The sequence below is a fragment of the Streptomyces sp. NPDC058534 genome (genome assembly GCF_042717365.1).
Lineage (GTDB): Bacteria > Actinomycetota > Actinomycetes > Streptomycetales > Streptomycetaceae > Streptomyces.
On sequence record NZ_JBHXNW010000064.1, the window covers coordinates 34,880 to 51,755 of the forward strand.

At 69.7% G+C, this 16,876-nt stretch carries 13 protein-coding genes; 9 read left to right on the forward strand and 4 right to left on the reverse strand.

Going from position 1 to position 16,876, the window contains the following annotated elements; translation table 11 throughout:
* Positions 1-14: 14 nt before the first annotated feature.
* Complete coding sequence (locus ACFWR9_RS31220; protein WP_383847780.1) at positions 15-1,049, reverse strand: LacI family DNA-binding transcriptional regulator; 1,035 nt, start codon at positions 1,047-1,049, stop codon at positions 15-17.
* A gap of 379 nt (positions 1,050-1,428) precedes the next feature.
* Between ACFWR9_RS31220 and ACFWR9_RS31225 the strand changes: the two genes are divergently transcribed.
* The 4 genes from ACFWR9_RS31225 (at position 1,429) to ACFWR9_RS31240 (ending at position 6,560) form a co-directional block, all read left to right on the forward strand.
* Positions 1,429-2,700: an extracellular solute-binding protein gene (locus ACFWR9_RS31225; protein WP_383847782.1), complete on the forward strand. Its 1,272-nt coding sequence runs from the start codon at positions 1,429-1,431 to the stop codon at positions 2,698-2,700.
* Positions 2,701-2,816: 116 nt separating this feature from the next.
* Positions 2,817-3,821, forward strand: coding sequence for a carbohydrate ABC transporter permease (locus ACFWR9_RS31230; protein ID WP_383847785.1), 1,005 nt, complete (start codon positions 2,817-2,819; stop codon positions 3,819-3,821).
* Positions 3,822-3,834: 13 nt separating this feature from the next.
* On the forward strand, positions 3,835-4,746 hold the full coding sequence (locus tag ACFWR9_RS31235) for a sugar ABC transporter permease (protein WP_383847788.1): 912 nt from the start codon (positions 3,835-3,837) through the stop codon (positions 4,744-4,746).
* 119 nt (positions 4,747-4,865) lie between these two features.
* Entirely contained in the window at positions 4,866-6,560 is a 1,695-nt protein-coding gene (locus ACFWR9_RS31240; RefSeq protein WP_383847791.1) for a glycoside hydrolase family 13 protein, read from the forward strand.
* 70 nt (positions 6,561-6,630) lie between these two features.
* Here ACFWR9_RS31240 and ACFWR9_RS31245 read toward each other — a convergent pair whose 3' ends face one another.
* Complete coding sequence (locus tag ACFWR9_RS31245; protein ID WP_383847792.1) at positions 6,631-6,915, reverse strand: hypothetical protein; 285 nt, start codon at positions 6,913-6,915, stop codon at positions 6,631-6,633.
* A gap of 118 nt (positions 6,916-7,033) precedes the next feature.
* On the opposite strand from ACFWR9_RS31245, the gene ACFWR9_RS31250 reads away from it, so the two are divergent.
* The 5 genes from ACFWR9_RS31250 (at position 7,034) to ACFWR9_RS31270 (ending at position 15,605) form a co-directional block, all read left to right on the forward strand.
* Positions 7,034-7,882, forward strand: coding sequence for a helix-turn-helix domain-containing protein (locus ACFWR9_RS31250; protein WP_383847794.1), 849 nt, complete (start codon positions 7,034-7,036; stop codon positions 7,880-7,882).
* Entirely contained in the window at positions 7,858-8,061 is a 204-nt protein-coding gene (locus tag ACFWR9_RS31255; RefSeq protein WP_383847796.1) for a DUF397 domain-containing protein, read from the forward strand. The genes ACFWR9_RS31250 and ACFWR9_RS31255 overlap by 25 nt, the downstream gene beginning before the upstream one ends.
* A 215-nt stretch (positions 8,062-8,276) precedes the next feature.
* Positions 8,277-9,650, forward strand: coding sequence for an alpha-amylase family protein (locus ACFWR9_RS31260; protein WP_383847798.1), 1,374 nt, complete (start codon positions 8,277-8,279; stop codon positions 9,648-9,650).
* 133 nt (positions 9,651-9,783) lie between these two features.
* A complete protein-coding gene (gene pulA / locus ACFWR9_RS31265) occupies positions 9,784-15,201 on the forward strand; it encodes a pullulanase-type alpha-1,6-glucosidase (RefSeq protein ID WP_383847800.1) in 5,418 nt (1,805 codons plus the stop codon).
* Positions 15,202-15,251: 50 nt separating this feature from the next.
* A complete protein-coding gene (locus ACFWR9_RS31270) occupies positions 15,252-15,605 on the forward strand; it encodes a 5-carboxymethyl-2-hydroxymuconate Delta-isomerase (protein ID WP_383847802.1) in 354 nt (117 codons plus the stop codon).
* A gap of 24 nt (positions 15,606-15,629) precedes the next feature.
* Here ACFWR9_RS31270 and ACFWR9_RS31275 read toward each other — a convergent pair whose 3' ends face one another.
* Together ACFWR9_RS31275 and ACFWR9_RS31280 are read right to left on the reverse strand one after the other, a co-directional pair.
* Positions 15,630-16,316 (reverse strand): TetR/AcrR family transcriptional regulator, encoded by a 687-nt coding sequence (locus ACFWR9_RS31275; RefSeq protein ID WP_383847805.1) that lies wholly within the window; start codon positions 16,314-16,316, stop codon positions 15,630-15,632.
* 57 nt (positions 16,317-16,373) lie between these two features.
* Positions 16,374-16,876 (reverse strand): flavin reductase family protein (locus tag ACFWR9_RS31280; protein WP_383847808.1); only part of this gene is annotated, 503 nt, incomplete at its 5' end.

The window sequence follows — 16,876 nt, forward strand, 5'->3', positions numbered from 1 at the left end:
GCGGCGGCGGGAGGTCAGGAGCGGTTGCGCTCGCCGGGCGCGGAAGCCGTCGAGCCGCGGACGACCAGCTCCGGCATGAACACGAACTCGCTGTGCGGCGCGGGCGTCCCGGCGATCTCCTCCAGCAGCGTGCGCACCGCCGCCTGCCCCATCGCCGGGACCGGCTTGCGGACGGTCGTCAGCGGCGGGTCGGTGAAGGCGATCAGCGGCGAGTCGTCGAAGCCGACGACCGAGACGTCCTTGGGCACGTCGAGGCCCTGCTGCCGGGCCGCCCGTATCGCGCCGAGCGCCATCATGTCGCTCGCGCAGACCACCGCCGTGCAGTCGCGCCCGATGAGCGCGGTGGCCGCCGCCTGGCCGCCCTCCAGGGTGTACAGCGAGTGCTGGACGAGTTCCTTCTCCACGATGTCCGCGCTGAGGTCCAGCTGGTCCTGGACGGTGCGGACGAAGCCCTCGATCTTGCGCTGCACGGGCACGAACCGCTTCGGCCCCAGGGCCAGCCCGATCCGGGTGTGGCCGAGCGAGACGAGGTGCGTGACCGCGAGGCTCATCGCGGCCCGGTCGTCGGGGGAGATGAACGGTGCCTCGACCTTCGACGAGAAGCCGTCGACGAGGACGAAGGGCACGCCCTGGGCGCGCAGCCGTTCGTAGCGCTGCATGTCGGCGGTGGTGTCGGCGTGCAGTCCGGAGACGTAGATGATGCCGGCCACCCCGCGGTCGACCAGCATCTCGGTCAGCTCGTCCTCCGTGGAACCGCCCGGGGTCTGGGTGGCGAGGACCGGCGTGTACCCCTGGCGGGTCAGCGCCTGGCCGATGACCTGGGCCAGCGCCGGGAATATCGGGTTCTCCAGCTCCGGGGTGATCAGGCCCACCAGGCCCTCGCTGCGCTGACGCAGCCGCACGGGGCGTTCGTAGCCCAGCACGTCCAGGGCGGCGAGTACGGACTGGCGGGTGGTGGCGGCGACGCCCGGCTTCCCGTTGAGGACCCGGCTGACCGTCGCTTCGCTCACCCCCGCCTGGGCGGCGATGTCGGCAAGCCGTGTGGTCACAGGGGTGGACTGTACCTGTCGGCCGCCGCCTTGCACACCGATCGGGCGCCGTGGACGGCCTGTTGGACGGCCCGGCGCGGGCTGCTGCGTCATCGCGCTCCCTCGAGAAAGTGGCGGCAAGAGCTTGCAGAGTCTTGCACAACCGGCCGGATACCGCTCGGCCCCTGTAAACAAGCGTCTCACGGCGGTCGCCAGGAGGTCACGCCCGGATAACTTCGGAGATCTCTTGCACTTTTTTGCTGCAAGGTCTTTCGCGCCACTTCCAGCGCGGCTACTTTTACCTCGCCCGGCGGCAGCGACGACGCGGTCGGCGGTCGGCAGGAGCGGCGGACGGGCCCGCACCCTGCACCACACGGGCTTTCACCCTCAAGGAGAACTCATGCGGCGTGGCATAGCGGCCACCGCGCTGGTGGCGTCCCTCGCCCTGGCGGCGACGGCGTGCGGCGGGGACGGCGACAGCGACAGCGAGTCCGGCGGACCGGTGACCATCACTTACTGGGACACCTCCAACGCGACCAACGAGGCGCCGACCTACAAGGCCCTGGTCAAGGAGTTCGAGGCCGCCAACAAGGACGTCAAGGTCAACTACGTCAACGTCCCCTTCGACCAGGCGCAGAACAAGTTCGACACGGCCGCCGGTTCCAAGGGCGCCCCGGACGTGCTGCGCGCCGAGGTCGGCTGGACCCCCGCCTTCGCCAAGAAGGGCTTCTTCCTGCCGCTGGACGGCACCGAGGCCCTCGCCGAGCAGGACAAGTTCCAGCCCAACCTGATCGAGCAGGCCAAGTACGAGGGCAAGACCTACGGCGTCCCGCTGGTCACCGACACCCTCGCCTTCGTCTACAACAAGGCCCTGTTCGAGAAGGCCGGCGTCGAGGCCCCCAAGACGTGGGACGACCTGAAGAAGGCCGCCGCCACCATCAAGGACAAGACCGGCGCCGACGGCTACTGGGGCTCCACGGCCGGCTACTACGCACAGCCGTTCCTCTACGGCGAGGGCACCGACACGGTCGACGCCGAGGGCAAGAAGATCACCGTCAAGTCGCCCGAGGGCAAGAAGGCGTACGGCACCTGGCTGAGCCTGTTCGAGGGCAAGGGCCTGCACAAGGCGGACACCACCGCCGACGCCTACGCCCACATCCAGGAGGCGTTCGTCAGCGGCAAGGTCGCCTCGATCGTCCAGGGCCCGTGGGAGATCACCAACTTCTACAAGGGCACCGCCTTCAAGGACAAGAAGAACCTCGGCATCGCCACCGTCCCGGCCGGTTCCACCGGCAAGGCGGGCGCCCCGACCGGCGGCCACAACCTGTCGGTGTACGCCGGCTCGGACAAGGCCCACCAGGAGGCGTCGCTGAAGTTCGTGAAGTTCATGACCTCGGCGAAGTCCCAGGAGACCATCGCCCTGAAGAACTCCACGCTGCCGACCCGCGACGACGCCTACACCGCCGAGGTCAAGGCCGACCCGGGCATCGCCGGCTACCAGACGGTCCTGCCCGCCGCCCAGCCGCGCCCGGCCCTGCCGGAGTACAGCTCCCTGTGGGTCCCGCTCGACGAGCATCTGCCCCAGATCGCCGGCGGCAAGAAGTCCCTGGACGAGGGCCTGGGCGACGCCGAGACGGCGATCGCCAAGCTGGTGCCGGACTTCAGCAAGTGAGCCCGCGTGGCCGCCGGGTCCCCCGCGCTGGGGGGAGGGGACCCGGCGGCCACCGGCCTGTGCGCCGTACCCCTTGATCGTCCCGCTCGTCCCGATGCTCCCGAAGGTGTCGAACCATGACAGTCGCCATCGACCGCGCGACCGGCAAACGCCGCGGTGACCGCACCCCGCGGCCCGGCCTCGGCCGGCGTCTGAAAGACGGATACCAGAAGCACTGGTACGCCTACGCCATGATCGCGCCGGTGGCCGTCGTGATCGGCGTCCTCGTGCTGTACCCGTTGGGGTACGGCTTCTACCTCACGTTCACCGACGCCAACAGCCTCAACACGGGGCGCACGATCGGCGTCAACGAGATCGAGGCCACCTACGAGTTCATCGGCCTGGACAACTACGCCGACATCCTGTGGGGCCCGACCGCCTACGACCGCTTCTGGTCGCACTTCATCTGGACCATCGTGTGGACGGCGGTCTGCGTCGGCCTGCACTTCTTCATCGGCCTCGGTCTCGCCCTGCTGCTCAACCAGAAGCTGCGCGGCCGCACCTTCTACCGGCTGATCCTGGTCCTGCCGTGGGCCGTGCCCACCTTCGTCACGGTCTTCGGCTGGCGCTTCATGCTCGCCGACGCGGGCATCGTCAACTCGGCCCTGGACTGGCTGCATCTGCCGACCCCCGCGTGGCTGGAGGACACCTTCTGGCAGCGGTTCTCCGCGATCATGGTGAACACCTGGTGCGGCGTGCCGTTCATGATGGTCTCGCTCCTCGGCGGCCTGCAGTCCATCGACAACACCCTGTACGAGGCCTCCGAGATGGACGGCGCGAACGCCTGGCAGCGGTTCCGCTACGTCACCCTGCCCGGTCTCAGGTCCGTCAGCTCCACCGTCGTCCTGCTCGGCATCATCTGGACCTTCAACCAGTTCGCCGTGATCTTCCTGCTGTTCGGCAACACCGCCCCCGACGCACAGATCCTTGTCACCTGGGCGTACCACCTGGGCTTCGGACAGCAGCCGCGTGACTTCGCGCAGTCCGCGGCCTACGGCATCCTGCTGCTGGCCATCCTGATCGTCTTCACCTCCTTCTACCGCCGCTGGCTGAACCGCAATGAGCAGCAGCTCGCGATCTGAGGCAGGAGCCGCCATGAGTACTACCACCGCGCCGACCAAGGCCCCGGCCGAGCAGGTCCCCGCGTCCGGCGCCGTGCCGCGCCGGGTGCGTGGCCGCGGCGAACGCAGCCGTGCCGCGTCCCTCGCCTCGCACGGCGTCCTGACCGTCGCGAGCCTCATCGCCCTCTTCCCGGTCGCCTGGCTGGTCTATCTGTCGCTCGGCCCGGACAAGGACGACTACCTGCACCCCGGGCGCATCTGGTCGAAGATGACTCTCGACAACTACGCGTTCGTGCTCCAGCACACGAACTTCTTCGACTGGCTGAAGAGCTCGCTGATCGTCTCGCTGGGCACCACGGTCATCGGCGTCATGGTCGCCGCCACCACCGGCTACGCGGTCTCGCGGATGCGCTTCCCGGGCTACCGCAAGCTCATGTGGGTACTCCTGGTCACCCAGATGTTCCCCATCGCGGTGCTGATCGTGCCGATGTACCAGATCCTGTCCGAGCTCCAGCTCGTCGACAGCTATCTCGGCCTGATCCTCGTCTACTGCACGACCGCGGTGCCGTACTGCGCGTGGCTGCTCAAGGGCTACTTCGACACCATCCCGTTCGAGATCGACGAGGCCGGGCGCGTCGACGGGCTGACCCCCTTCGGCACCTTCTTCCGGCTGATCCTGCCGCTCGCCAGGCCGGGTCTCGCGGTCGCCGGCTTCTACAGTTTCATCACCGCCTTCGGCGAAGTCGCCTTCGCCTCGACCTTCATGCTGAGCGACACGAAGTACACCTTCGCGGTCGGTCTGCAGAGCTTCATCAGCGAGCACGACGCGCAGCGCCATCTGATGGCCGCCACCGCCGTACTCGTCGCGATACCCGTCTCCGCGTTCTTCTACCTCGTACAGAAGAACCTGGTGACCGGCCTCACCGCCGGCGGCACCAAGGGCTGACGCCCGGCCGGGAAAACGTCCGGCCGCGGTGCCCATCCGACCCCGCTGCACCGCGGCCGGCCGCCTCGTCCCCCACCCATGCCTCCATGACCAGACCTCTGTGACACACCAAGGACGACATGAGCCAGCAGCACTCCGCCGCACCGGCCCCCACCTCCGTCACCTCCTCCGCCACGGCCACCGTCGCGGGGCGCCGCGACTGGTGGCGGGACGCGGTCATCTACCAGGTGTATCCGCGCAGCTTCGCCGACAGCAACGGCGACGGCATGGGCGACCTGGAGGGTGTCCGCACCCGCCTGCCCTACCTGCGCGACCTGGGCGTGGACGCCGTGTGGCTCAGCCCCTTCTACGCCTCGCCGCAGGCCGACGCCGGGTACGACGTCGCCGACTACCGGGCCGTCGACCCCATGTTCGGCTCCCTGCTTGACGCCGACGCGCTGATCCGCGACGCCCACGGGCTGGGCCTGCGCATCATCGTCGACCTGGTGCCGAACCACTCCTCGGACCAGTACGAGTGGTTCAGGCGCGCCCTCGCCGAGGGCCCCGGCTCCCCGTCCCGGGACCGCTACCACTTCCGCGCCGGCAAGGGGAAGAACGGCGAACTGCCGCCCAACGACTGGGAGTCCATCTTCGGCGGGCCCGCCTGGACCCGGGTCACCGAGCCCGACGGCACGCCGGGGGAGTGGTACCTGCACCTGTTCGCGCCCGAGCAGCCCGACTTCAACTGGGAGCACCCGGCGGTCGGCGACGAGTTCCGCTCCATCCTGCGGTTCTGGCTGGACATGGGCGTCGACGGCTTCCGCATCGACGTCGCGCACGGCATGGTGAAGGCGCAGGGCCTGCCGGACCTGGGATCTCACGAGCAACTGAAGCTGCTGGGCAACGATGTCATGCCGTTCTTCGACCAGGACGGCGTCCACGACATCTACCGCCAGTGGCGGCTGATCCTGGACGAGTACAGCGGCGAGCGCATCTTCGTCGCCGAGGCGTGGACCCCGACCGTCGAGCGCACCGCGAACTACGTCCGTCCAGACGAACTGCACCAGGCCTTCAACTTCCAGTACCTGGGCACCCCCTGGGACGCCGAGGAACTGCGCACGGTCATCAACCGCACCCTGGACGCGATGCGCCCCGTCGGCGCCCCCGCCACGTGGGTCCTCTCCAACCACGACGTCACCCGGCACGCCACCAGGTTCGCCAACCCGCCCGGCCTCGGCACCCAGATCCGCCTGGCCGGCGACCGCGCGCTCGGCCTGCGCCGCGCCCGCGCCGCCACCCTCCTCATGCTGGCCCTGCCCGGCTCGGCCTACGTCTACCAGGGCGAGGAGCTGGGCCTGCCGGACGTCGTCGACCTCCCCGACGAGGTACGCCAGGACCCGGCCTACTTCCGGGGCGCGGGCCAGGACGGCTTCCGCGACGGCTGCCGGGTGCCGATCCCCTGGACGCGCACGGGTACGTCGTACGGCTTCGGCGCGGGCGGCAGCTGGCTGCCGCAGCCGGCGGGCTGGGCCGAGCTGAGCGTCGAGGCCCAGACCGGCGAGCCCGGCTCGACCCTGGAGCTGTACCGCGCCGCGCTGGCGGCCCGCCGCGACCAGCCCGACCTCGGCGCGGGCGACGCGGTCGAGTGGCTCCGCGCCCCCGAGGGCGTCCTCGCCTTCCGCCGCGGCGACTTCGTGTGCGTGGCCAACACCACCGGCGAGTCGGTGACGCTGCCCGCATACGGCCGCCTCCTCCTGACCAGCGACGAAGTCACCGAGACGCCCGACGAGACGAAGGTCCCGGCGGACACGACGGTGTGGTGGACCCGGGCCTGACGCTCGCTCCCGCTGAGGGCCCGCCGTCCCCTTCCGGGGGTGGGCGGGCCCTCACCATACGCGTAGTGCGCTATCGAGTCCGCTGCTCGCTACGCCGGTTCACCTCACGCACCCTGGCGGTCAGTTCGGTGGCGCCGCCCTCCCGCAGCGCGGCCGCCAGTTTCCGTGCCGTGCCCGGGTTGCAGCGTCCGAGTTCCACCAGCGGTGGCAGGTAGTCGCTGGCGAGCGAGACGGTGTCCAGGCCCAACGACGGCAGACGTACGCCCACTTCGTCCAGCGCGCCGGCGAGTTCGTCCCTGGCGGCGCCTGCGTCCTGGATCGCGGCTGCGCGCCTCCTGCGTTCCTGTGGTGCCATGGTGCGGTGCCCTTCCTTCGTGATGATCCCGACTCTCCCCACGATCATCGTTACGTGACGCTACGCTCACCAGGGGTAACGGTTTTCGTTGCATCGGATCGAAAACGGGGGACAGGCGATGCCCGCGCCGAAGGAACTCGACCCGTCCGCGTCCCTGCCCGCGCTCTACGGCGTGAAGCTGCGCAAGCTCCGCGTGCGCGCCGGGTTCACCCAGCGTCGGCTCGGTGACCTGATCCCCATCGCCCACAGCCGGATCGCCCAGTTCGAACTGGGTAAGGAGACACCTCCTGAGGACGTCAACACCAAGCTGGACGCGATCCTGGAGGCCGACGGCGACCTGATCGACCTGTGGGGGCACATCAGGAGGACGCCGATTCCGGACTGGGCACGGAAGTTCGTGGAGTACGAGGCCAGAGCGAACGCCATGCACAAGTACATGGCTCACAGTGTCCCGGGCCTGCTTCAGACCGAGGCTTACGCGCGCGAGCTGCTGCGCCAGGGCCAACCCTGGTGCACGGTGGAGGAGATCGAGGAGAAGGTGGCAGCTCGGCTCAGTCGGCAGAGCCTCCTCCGGAAGCCGCGGCCCGCCCTGCTGTGGGTGGTGCTCGACGAGTCGGTGATCCGGCGCCCCGTGGGGGGCCCGACGGTCATGAGGGAGCAGCTGGGCTCCGCGCTCCAAGCCGCAGGCACCCCGCACATCGAGTTGCAGGTACTGCCCTTCGCTGCCGGCGCCCATTCGGCGATGGGTGGCTCGCTCACCCTCCTGTCGTTCGACCACGCGCCGGACGTGGCCTACCTGGAGGCGGGCCACTCGGGCGAGTTGGTGGAAGACCGGACCATGGTGGCCCGGCACTCCCATCGTTACGATCTCGTCCATGCCCGAGCCCTGCCGCCAGAGGCATCCGCGGTCCTGATCCGGCGGGTCATGAAGGAGTACGAGACATGCGCAGTACCCGACCCGACCTGACTGTCGCAGCCTGGCGTAAGAGCACGTACAGCGATGGCGGGGGCGGCGACTGCCTGGAACTCGCCGCCAACATCCCCGGCACCGTCCCCGTCCGGGACAGCAAGAACCCCACCGGACCGGCGTTGCTGTTTCCAGTCTCAGCCTGGACCGCCTTCGTCGCCGGTATACGGCGGACGTGATCCGGTGAGCGATGTCGGCGGCTCGCGGACCTCCGCGTCGCAAGATTCATAATCTCCTGCCGCAACTTCACACCGACCGCTGCCCTTTCCGTCAGTGAACCTTTAACATCTGCGTCACCGCAAGGTTTCTGAAGGTTTCAGCAAGAGTCTTCAAGCGGGCCTCCAGGCGACCTTCGGCTCCCCACAGAGCCTTCGATGATGAAGGAACACCCCACATGACACGTAGAGCCCTCACGGGGGCCGTCGCTCTGGCAGCGGCCGCCCTTGTCATGACCCCAACCAGTGCGCAGGCCGCCCCGCCCGGCGCCAAGGACGTCACCGCCGTTCTCTTCGAGTGGAACTTCGCCTCCGTCGCCAAGGAGTGCACCCGCACCCTCGGCCCCGCCGGCTACGGCTACGTGCAGGTCTCGCCGCCCGCCGAGCACATACAGGGCGGGCAGTGGTGGACGTCGTACCAGCCCGTCAGTTACCGGATCGCCGGGCGGCTCGGGGACCGGGCCGCGTTCAAGAGCATGGTGGACACCTGCCACGCCGCCGGTGTGAAGGTCGTCGCCGACGCCGTGGTCAACCACATGTCGGCGGGCGGCGGCATCGGCACCGGCGGCTCGTCGTACGCGAAGTACGACTACCCCGGGCTCTACTCGTCGCCCGACTTCGACGACTGCCGCTCCCAGATCAGCAACTACCAGGACCGCTACAACGTCCAGCACTGCGAACTGGTCGGCCTCGCGGACCTGGACACGGGTGAGGACTACGTCCGGGGGAAGATCGCCGGGTACCTGAACGACCTCCTCTCGCTCGGCGTCGACGGCTTCCGCATCGACGCCGCCAAGCACATCCCGGCCGGAGATCTCGCGAACATCAAGTCCAGGCTGAGCAACCCGGGCGTCCACTGGAAGCACGAGGTCATCCACGGCGCGGGCGAGGCCGTCCAGCCCACCGAGTACACCGGCAGCGGCGACGTGCAGGAGTTCCGGTACGCCTACGACCTCAAGCGCGTCTTCAACAACGAGAACCTCGCCTACCTGAAGAACTACGGCGAGGGCTGGGGGTACATGAGCAGCGGCGTCTCCGGTGTCTTCGTCGACAACCACGACACCGAGCGCAACGGCGCCACGCTCAACTACAAGGACAACGCCAACTACACCCTGGCCAACGTCTTCATGCTCGCCTGGCCCTACGGCGCCCCCGACGTCAACTCCGGCTACGAGTGGTCGAACGCCGACGCCGGACCGCCCAACGGCGGACGGGTGGACGCCTGCTGGCAGGACGGCTGGAAGTGCCAGCACGCCTGGCCCGAGATCGAGTCGATGGTCGCCTTCCGCAACGCCACCCGGGGTCAGGCGGTCACCAACTGGTGGGACAACGGCAACGACGCCATCGCCTTCGGGCGGGGCAGCAAGGGCTTCGTCGCCATCAACCACGAGTCCGGCTCGCTGAGCCGCACCTACCAGACGTCGCTGCCCGCCGGGACGTACTGCGACGTCCAGAGCGGCAAGGCCGTGAGCGTCAACGGCTCGGGGCAGTTCACGGCGACGCTGGGCGCCAACACCGCGCTCGCCCTCTACGCGGGCAGGTCCGGCTGCTGAACGCGCCTCATGGGCAAGGGTCGTGAAAATTCTTACCGGTACTTTCACGACCCTTGCCGCAAGACTTGCGGCAGCGCTACGGTCACGCCGGGGTCGGACCCGATCGAGCCGTCAGCACAAGGAGTTCACGCCCGTGATACCCAGATGGCCGGTGCCTGTCGCGCGCCGCACCGCACGAGTGAGACGGGTCGCGGCCGTCACCGTGACCGCGCTCGCCGCAGCCCTCCTCCCACCCCTCGCCGCGCGGGCCGACACTCCGCCCGCGCCCCCGTCCGACGCGAAGCTGGCGAAGGCCGCCGCACGCCACGACCTGACCCGCGAGCAGTTCTACTTCGTCCTGCCGGACCGTTTCGCCAACGGCGACACCCGCAACGACAAGGGCGGCCTGACCGGAACCCGTCTCGCAACCGGCCACGACCCCACCGACAAGGGTTTCTACCAGGGCGGCGATCTCAAGGGCCTGACCGACCGGCTCGACTACATCAAGGGCATGGGCACCACCGCCCTCTGGATGGCACCCATCTTCAAGAACCAGCCTGTCCAGGGCACGGGCAAGGACGCCTCCGCCGGCTACCACGGCTACTGGATCACCGACTTCACCCAGGTCGACCCGCACTTCGGCACCAACCAGGATCTCAAGAACCTCGTCTCCAAGGCGCACGCCAAGGGCATGAAGGTGTTCTTCGACGTCATCACCAACCACACCGCCGACGTCGTGGACTACGAGGAGAAGTCGTACGACTACCTGTCCAAGGGCGCCTTCCCCTACCTCACCAAGGACGGGAAGCCCTTCGACGACTCCGACTACGCGGACGGCGAGCGCGGATTCCCCCGTGTGGGCTCCGGCTCCTTCCCGCGTACGCCCGTCGTGCCCGCCGCGAAGAAGAACCTCAAGGTTCCGAAGTGGCTCAACGACCCGGCCATGTACCACAACCGGGGCGACTCCACCTGGGCCGGCGAGTCCACCACGTACGGCGACTTCTCCGGCCTCGACGACCTGTGGACCGAACGTCCCGAGGTCGTCAGCGGCATGGAGAAGATCTACCAGCGGTGGGTGAAGGACTTCGCCATCGACGGCTTCCGCATCGACACGGTCAAGCACGTCAACATGGAGTTCTGGACCCAGTGGGCCACCGCGCTCGACGCGTACGCCGCAAAGAAGGGCCGGGACGACTTCTTCATGTTCGGCGAGGTCTACTCCGCCGACACCTCCGTCACCTCCCCGTACGTCACCCAGGGCCGCCTGGACTCCACGCTCGACTTCCCCTTCCAGGACGCGGCCCGCGCGTACGCCTCCCAGGGCGGCAGCGCCCAGAAGCTCGCCTCGGTCTTCGGTGACGACTACAAGTACACGACCGACAAGGCCAACGCGTACGAGCAGGTCACCTTCCTCGGCAACCACGACATGGGCCGCATCGGCACCTTCCTCAGGCAGGACGACCCGCAGGCCACCGACGCCGAACTGCTGAAGAGGGACCGGCTCGCCAACGAGCTGATGTTCCTCAGCCGCGGCAACCCGGTCATCTACTACGGCGACGAGCAGGGCTTCACCGGCGCGGGCGGCGACAAGGACGCCCGCCAGCCCATGTTCGCCTCCCGCACCGCCGACTACCTGGACGACGACCAGCTCGGCACCGACCGCACCCACGCCGAGGCGGCCTACGACCCGAACGCGCCGCTGTACCGGCAGATCAGCGCCCTCGCCAAGCTGCGCAAGGCCCACCCCGCCCTCGCCGACGGCGTCCAGACCGAGCGCTACGCCGCCGACGGCGCCGGCGTCTACGCCTTCTCGCGCACCGACGCCGCGCGCGGCACCGAGTACGTCGTCGCCTTCAACAACGCGGACGAGGCGAGGACGGCCACCTTCGCCACCGGTTCGGCGGACATGACCTTCCGCGCCCTCTACGGCACCGACGACGACGCGAAGTCCGGCGCCGACAAGAAGGTCTCCGTCACCGTCCCGGCCGGTTCTGCCGTCGTCCTCAAGGCCGCCGGCAAGCTCGCCGAGCCAGCCACCAAGCCGACGGTCACCCTCACCGCCCCCGACCCCGGCGCCACCGGCACCGTCGAACTGACCGCCGACGTCGGAGGCGGACAGCTCAACCGCGTCGTCTTCGCCGCCCAGACCGGCGACGGCAAGTGGCGCACCCTCGGCTCCGCCGACCACGCCCCCTACAAGGTCACCCACACCATCGACGAGGACACCCCGGCCGGCACCGCCCTGCGCTACAAGGCGGTCGTCGTCGACTCGACGGGCCGCACCGCGAGCGCCATGGCCGACTCGACGACCGGTACCCCGCCGGTCGAGGAGCCGCCCACCGCCGCCTCCCGCGACCACGCGATCGTCCACTACAAGCGGGAGGACGGGAACTACGACGACTGGGGCCTGTACGCCTGGGGCGACCTCGCCGACGGTGAGGCCACCGAGTGGCCCGACAGCCACCCCTTCATCGGCCGGGACGCCTACGGCGCCTTCGCCTACGTCAAGCTCAAGCCCGGCGCGAGCGACGTCAACTTCCTCGTCGTCGACAAGGACGGCAACAAGGACGTCGCCGCCGACCGCACGATCGACGTCACGCGGACGGGCGAGGTCTGGATCGAGCAGGGCAAGGAGCAGGTCGTCACCGAACGGCCCGACTACCCCGCCCAGGACAAGACCAAGGCTGTCCTCAACTACCACCGCGCCGACGGGAACTACGACGGCTGGGGCCTGCACGTCTGGAGCGGCGCCGCGAACCCCACCGACTGGGCGAAACCCCTGATGCCGGTGAAGACCGACTCCTACGGCGCGGTCTTCGAGGTGCCGCTCAGCGCGGGTGCCACCAGCGTCAGCTACATCATCCACAAGGGCGACGAGAAGGACCTGCCCACCGACCAGGCCCTCGACCTCACGGCCAACGGGCACGAGGTGTGGCTGTTGAGCGGCCAGGAGAAGTACCTGCTGCCGCAGCCCGCGGGTTCGGCGGCGGCCGTCGACCTCTCCACCTCCAAGGCGGTCTGGATCGACCGGAACACCGTCGCCTGGAACGGCGCCGAGGGCGCCGCCTCCACCCAGCTGCTCGCCTCCCGCACCGGCTCGATCAAGGCCGAGAACGGCACGCTCACCGGCGGTGACGAGGCCACCTGGCTCCGCCTCACGAAGACCGCCCTCACCGACGCCCAGAAGGCGAAGTACCCGCACCTGAAGGAGTACGCCGCCTGGTCGGTCGACCCGCGCGACCGCGACCGGGTCCGCGAGGCCCTGCGCGGCCAGGTCGTCGCCTCCCAGCGCGCCGCCACCGGCGCCGTCCTCGCGGCGACCGGCGTGCAGATCGCCGGCGCCCTGGACGACCTGTACGCCGACGACGCCACCAAGGCCGACCTCGGGCCGGTCTTCCGGCACGGCCGCCCCACGCTCTCCCTGTGGGCGCCGACCGCGCAGAGCGTGCGGCTGGAGATCGGCGACCGCACGGTCCGGATGCGGCGGGACGGCGACTCCGGCGTCTGGTCCGTCACCGGTCCCCGCTCCTGGAAGGGCGAGGCCTACCGGTACGCCGTGACGGTGTGGGCGCCCGAGGCGGGCAAGGTCGTCACCAACCAGGTCACCGACCCCTACTCGCTCGCCCTGACCACCGACTCCGAGCGCAGCCTCGTCGTCGACCTGGACGACCGCGACCTCGCCCCGCGCGGCTGGGACGGCTACGACAAGCCGAAGGCGGTGCCGCTCAGGGACGCCCAGATCCAGGAACTCCACGTCCGTGACTTCTCCGTCGCGGACCGGACGGCGGACGCCGGCCACCGGGGCACCTACCTCGCCTTCACCGACAAGAGGAGCGACGGCTCGAAACACCTGCGCGAACTGGCCGAGGCGGGCACCTCGTACGTCCACCTGCTCCCGGCCTTCGACATCGCCACGATCCCCGAGAAGAAGTCCGACCAGGCCACCGTCGACTGCGACCTCGCCGCACTGCCGGCCGACTCCGACAGGCAACAGGAGTGCGTGGCGCGGGCGGCCGCCAAGGACGCCTACAACTGGGGCTACGACCCCTACCACTACACGGTCCCCGAGGGCTCCTACGCCACCGACCCGGAGGGCACCGCCCGCACGGTCGAGTTCCGCAGGATGGTCAAGGCGCTGAACGACGACGGGCTGCGGGTCGTCATGGACGTCGTCTACAACCACACTGCGGCCGGCGGTCAGGCGAGGACGAGCGTCCTCGACCGGATCGTGCCCGGCTACTACCAGCGGCTCCTCGCCGACGGATCGGTGGCCAACAGCACCTGCTGTGCCAACACCGCCACCGAGAACGCCATGATGGGCAAGCTGGTCGTGGACTCGATCGTCACCTGGGCCAAGGAGTACAAGGTCGACGGCTTCCGCTTCGACCTCATGGGCCACCACCCGAAGGCCAACATCCTCGCCGTCCGCGAGGCCCTCGACGCGCTGACCCTCAAGAAGGACGGCGTCGACGGCAAGAAGATCATCCTGTACGGCGAGGGCTGGAACTTCGGCGAGATCGCCGACGACGCCCGCTTCACGCAGGCCACCCAGAAGAACATGGCCGGCACCGGCGTCGCGACCTTCTCCGACCGCGCCCGCGACGCCGTGCGCGGCGGCGGCCCCTTCGACGAGGACCCCGGCGTCCAGGGCTTCGCGTCGGGCCTGTTCACCGACCCCAACTCCTCGAAGGCCAACGGCACCGAGGCCGAGCAGCGGGCCCGCCTGCTGCACTACCAGGACCTGATCAAGGTCGGCCTCTCCGGGAACCTCGCCGACTACGCGTTCACGGACACCGACGGCAAGCGGGTCAAGGGCTCCGAGGTCGACTACAACGGCGCCCCCGCCGGATACGCGGCGGCACCCGGCGACGCCCTCGCCTACGCCGACGCGCACGACAACGAGTCCCTGTTCGACGCGCTCGCCTTCAAGCTGCCGAAGGACACGTCCGCCGCCGACCGGGCCCGCATGCAGGTCCTCGCCATGGCGACCGCCGCGCTCTCGCAGGGCCCGGCGCTCTCCCAGGCGGGCACCGACCTGCTGCGCTCCAAGTCGCTGGACCGCAACTCCTACGACAGCGGCGACTGGTTCAACGCCATCCACTGGAGCTGCGCCGACGGCAACGGCTTCGGGCGCGGGCTGCCGCCGGCGGCCGACAACCAGGACAAGTGGCCGTACGCCAAACCGCTCCTCGGCTCGGTCGGGGTCGGCTGCCCGCAGATCACCGGGGCCTCGGCGGTGTATCAGGACCTGCTGAAGATCCGTACGGGCGAGCAGGACTTCTCCCTCGCCACGGCGGGCCAGGTGCAGTCCCGGCTCTCCTTCCCGCTCTCCGGGCAGGACGAGACGCCCGGCGTGATCACCATGCGCCTCGGTGACCTGGTGGTCGTCTTCAACTCGACCCCGCAGGAGCAGCGGCAGCGGGTGAGCGAGTCGGCCGGGACCGGCTACCGGCTGCACCCGGTACAGGCGTCCGGAGCGGACCCCGTCGTCCGCAGCGCCGCCTATGCGAAGGCGTCGGGGACGTTCACGGTCCCGGCGCGCACGGTGGCGGTCTTCACCCGCGCGGGCTAGCGGAACGCTGCGGTTAGGGTGCTCCTGTCCGCCGTAGAACAGGAGCACCCATGCCGCAGATCACCATCGAGCGTTCCGCATCTCTCGACGACGTCGACTGGGAGGAGTTCGCGCTCGCCCTGCACCCGGTGATCGTGGAGACGGTGGCCGCGCGGCTGCCGGCGTGCAAGACGCGGGTCCTGCGCAGCGAGGACGAGGCCGTCGGCGCCGAGAAGGAGCGGCACGCCATCGTGGACGTCTCGATCGCCCTGCTCGCCGGACGCTCCGAGGAGGCCAAGGCGCGGCTCACCGAGGCCGTGGTGGAGCTGCTCCGCAAGCACGTCGAGCCCAGGGACGGGGTCACCCTGCACCTGTCGGCCGAGGTGCGCGATCTCGACCCGTCCTACCGCAAGGCCGAGGTCTGAGGACAGGCCGGCGGGTCAATACACCTACGCCAGCGCGATCAGCCGGCCGATCAGGTCCCCGAACGGGCCGTCGGCCGGTTCGTCCTCGATGACGCGGCGCAGCAGGGCGCCCATCTCCTCGTCATGGGCGGCGCTCACCGCCGTCAGCGCGGCGAAGTCGTGCACGAGCTGTGTCTCCAGTTCGGCACGCGGGATGCGGCGCCCGTCCAGCCAGAGCAGGGCCGTCGACTCGGCGAGCGAGATCCAGGAGCGGACGACCAGTTCCAGCCGTGCGGGCGGGTCGGTGACGCCCAGGTGCGAAAGGATCTGGACATACGCGGCCTGCCGTACGGAGTCCACGAGGGCGTTGGTGGTGGACGAGCCGACGGCCGGACCGCCGCGCATCAGGGCCGAGAAACCGGGCCCGTGCTCCTCGACGAAGTCGAAGTAGCGCCCCATCACCCGCAGCAGCCGCGCCCCCAGCGGACCCTCCGCCGGCTCCACGAACCGGGCCGCCAGATCGTCCGAGGCGCGCTGCAACGCGGCCTCGTACAGGCTGAGTTTGCCGGGGAAGTAGTGGTACACCAGCGGGCGCGAGATGCCCGCGGCCGACGCTATCTCGTCGATGGACACCTCGTCCGGCGAGCGGCGGCTGAACAGTTCGAGCGCGACGCCGATCAACTGCTGCCGCCGCTCCTCGACGCCCATTCTGCGGCGTACCCCGGTAGTCATACGAACACCTTACCGATCGAATCCAGCCCCCGAACGGGCCGGACCGGGCATCGGTGTTCACATGTCGAGCACGAGCCGGGTGCCGCGGGCGCGGGACACGCAGATGAGCATCGAGTCGCCGCGCTCCGAGTCGGTCAGCAGCTCGTCCCGGTGATCGATCTCGCCCTCCAGCACCCTCTGTTGGCAGGTCCCGCACCAGCCCTGCTCGCAGGAGTACGGGGTGCCCGGCAGCTCGGCCCGCACCGCCGCCAGCACCGACGAGTCGCCGGGCACGGTCAGCGTGCGCCCGCTGCGGTGCAGCTCGACCTCGAACTCCGCGTCGCCGCCCGCCGCGGTGCGCGGCGCGAACCGCTCCAGGTGCAGGGCGGTGCCCTCCGGGAGGCGTTCCTCGACGGCCGCGAGCAGACCCTCCGGGCCGCAGCAGTACACGGCCGTGCCCTCGGGCAGCTCCGCCAGGAAGGCGTCGAGCCCGGGGCGCCCGTCCTCGTCCTCGGCGACCACGGTGACCCTCCCGCCCTCCCGGTCCAGTTTCCCGATCTCCTCCAGGAACGGCATCGAGG

Bases quoted from the DNA above. Each gene is read 5' to 3' on its own strand.
- ACFWR9_RS31225 (WP_383847782.1), top strand. From the start codon at position 1,429: ATGCGGCGTGGCATAGCGGCCACCGCGCTGGTGGCGTCCCTCGCCCTG.
- ACFWR9_RS31230 (WP_383847785.1), top strand. From the start codon at position 2,817: ATGACAGTCGCCATCGACCGCGCGACCGGCAAACGCCGCGGTGACCGC.
- ACFWR9_RS31235 (WP_383847788.1), top strand. From the start codon at position 3,835: ATGAGTACTACCACCGCGCCGACCAAGGCCCCGGCCGAGCAGGTCCCC.
- ACFWR9_RS31240 (WP_383847791.1), top strand. From the start codon at position 4,866: ATGAGCCAGCAGCACTCCGCCGCACCGGCCCCCACCTCCGTCACCTCC.
- ACFWR9_RS31245 (WP_383847792.1), bottom strand. From the start codon at position 6,915: ATGGCACCACAGGAACGCAGGAGGCGCGCAGCCGCGATCCAGGACGCA.
- ACFWR9_RS31250 (WP_383847794.1), top strand. From the start codon at position 7,034: ATGCCCGCGCCGAAGGAACTCGACCCGTCCGCGTCCCTGCCCGCGCTC.
- ACFWR9_RS31255 (WP_383847796.1), top strand. From the start codon at position 7,858: ATGCGCAGTACCCGACCCGACCTGACTGTCGCAGCCTGGCGTAAGAGC.
- ACFWR9_RS31260 (WP_383847798.1), top strand. From the start codon at position 8,277: ATGACACGTAGAGCCCTCACGGGGGCCGTCGCTCTGGCAGCGGCCGCC.
- ACFWR9_RS31270 (WP_383847802.1), top strand. From the start codon at position 15,252: ATGCCGCAGATCACCATCGAGCGTTCCGCATCTCTCGACGACGTCGAC.
- ACFWR9_RS31275 (WP_383847805.1), bottom strand. From the start codon at position 16,316: ATGACTACCGGGGTACGCCGCAGAATGGGCGTCGAGGAGCGGCGGCAG.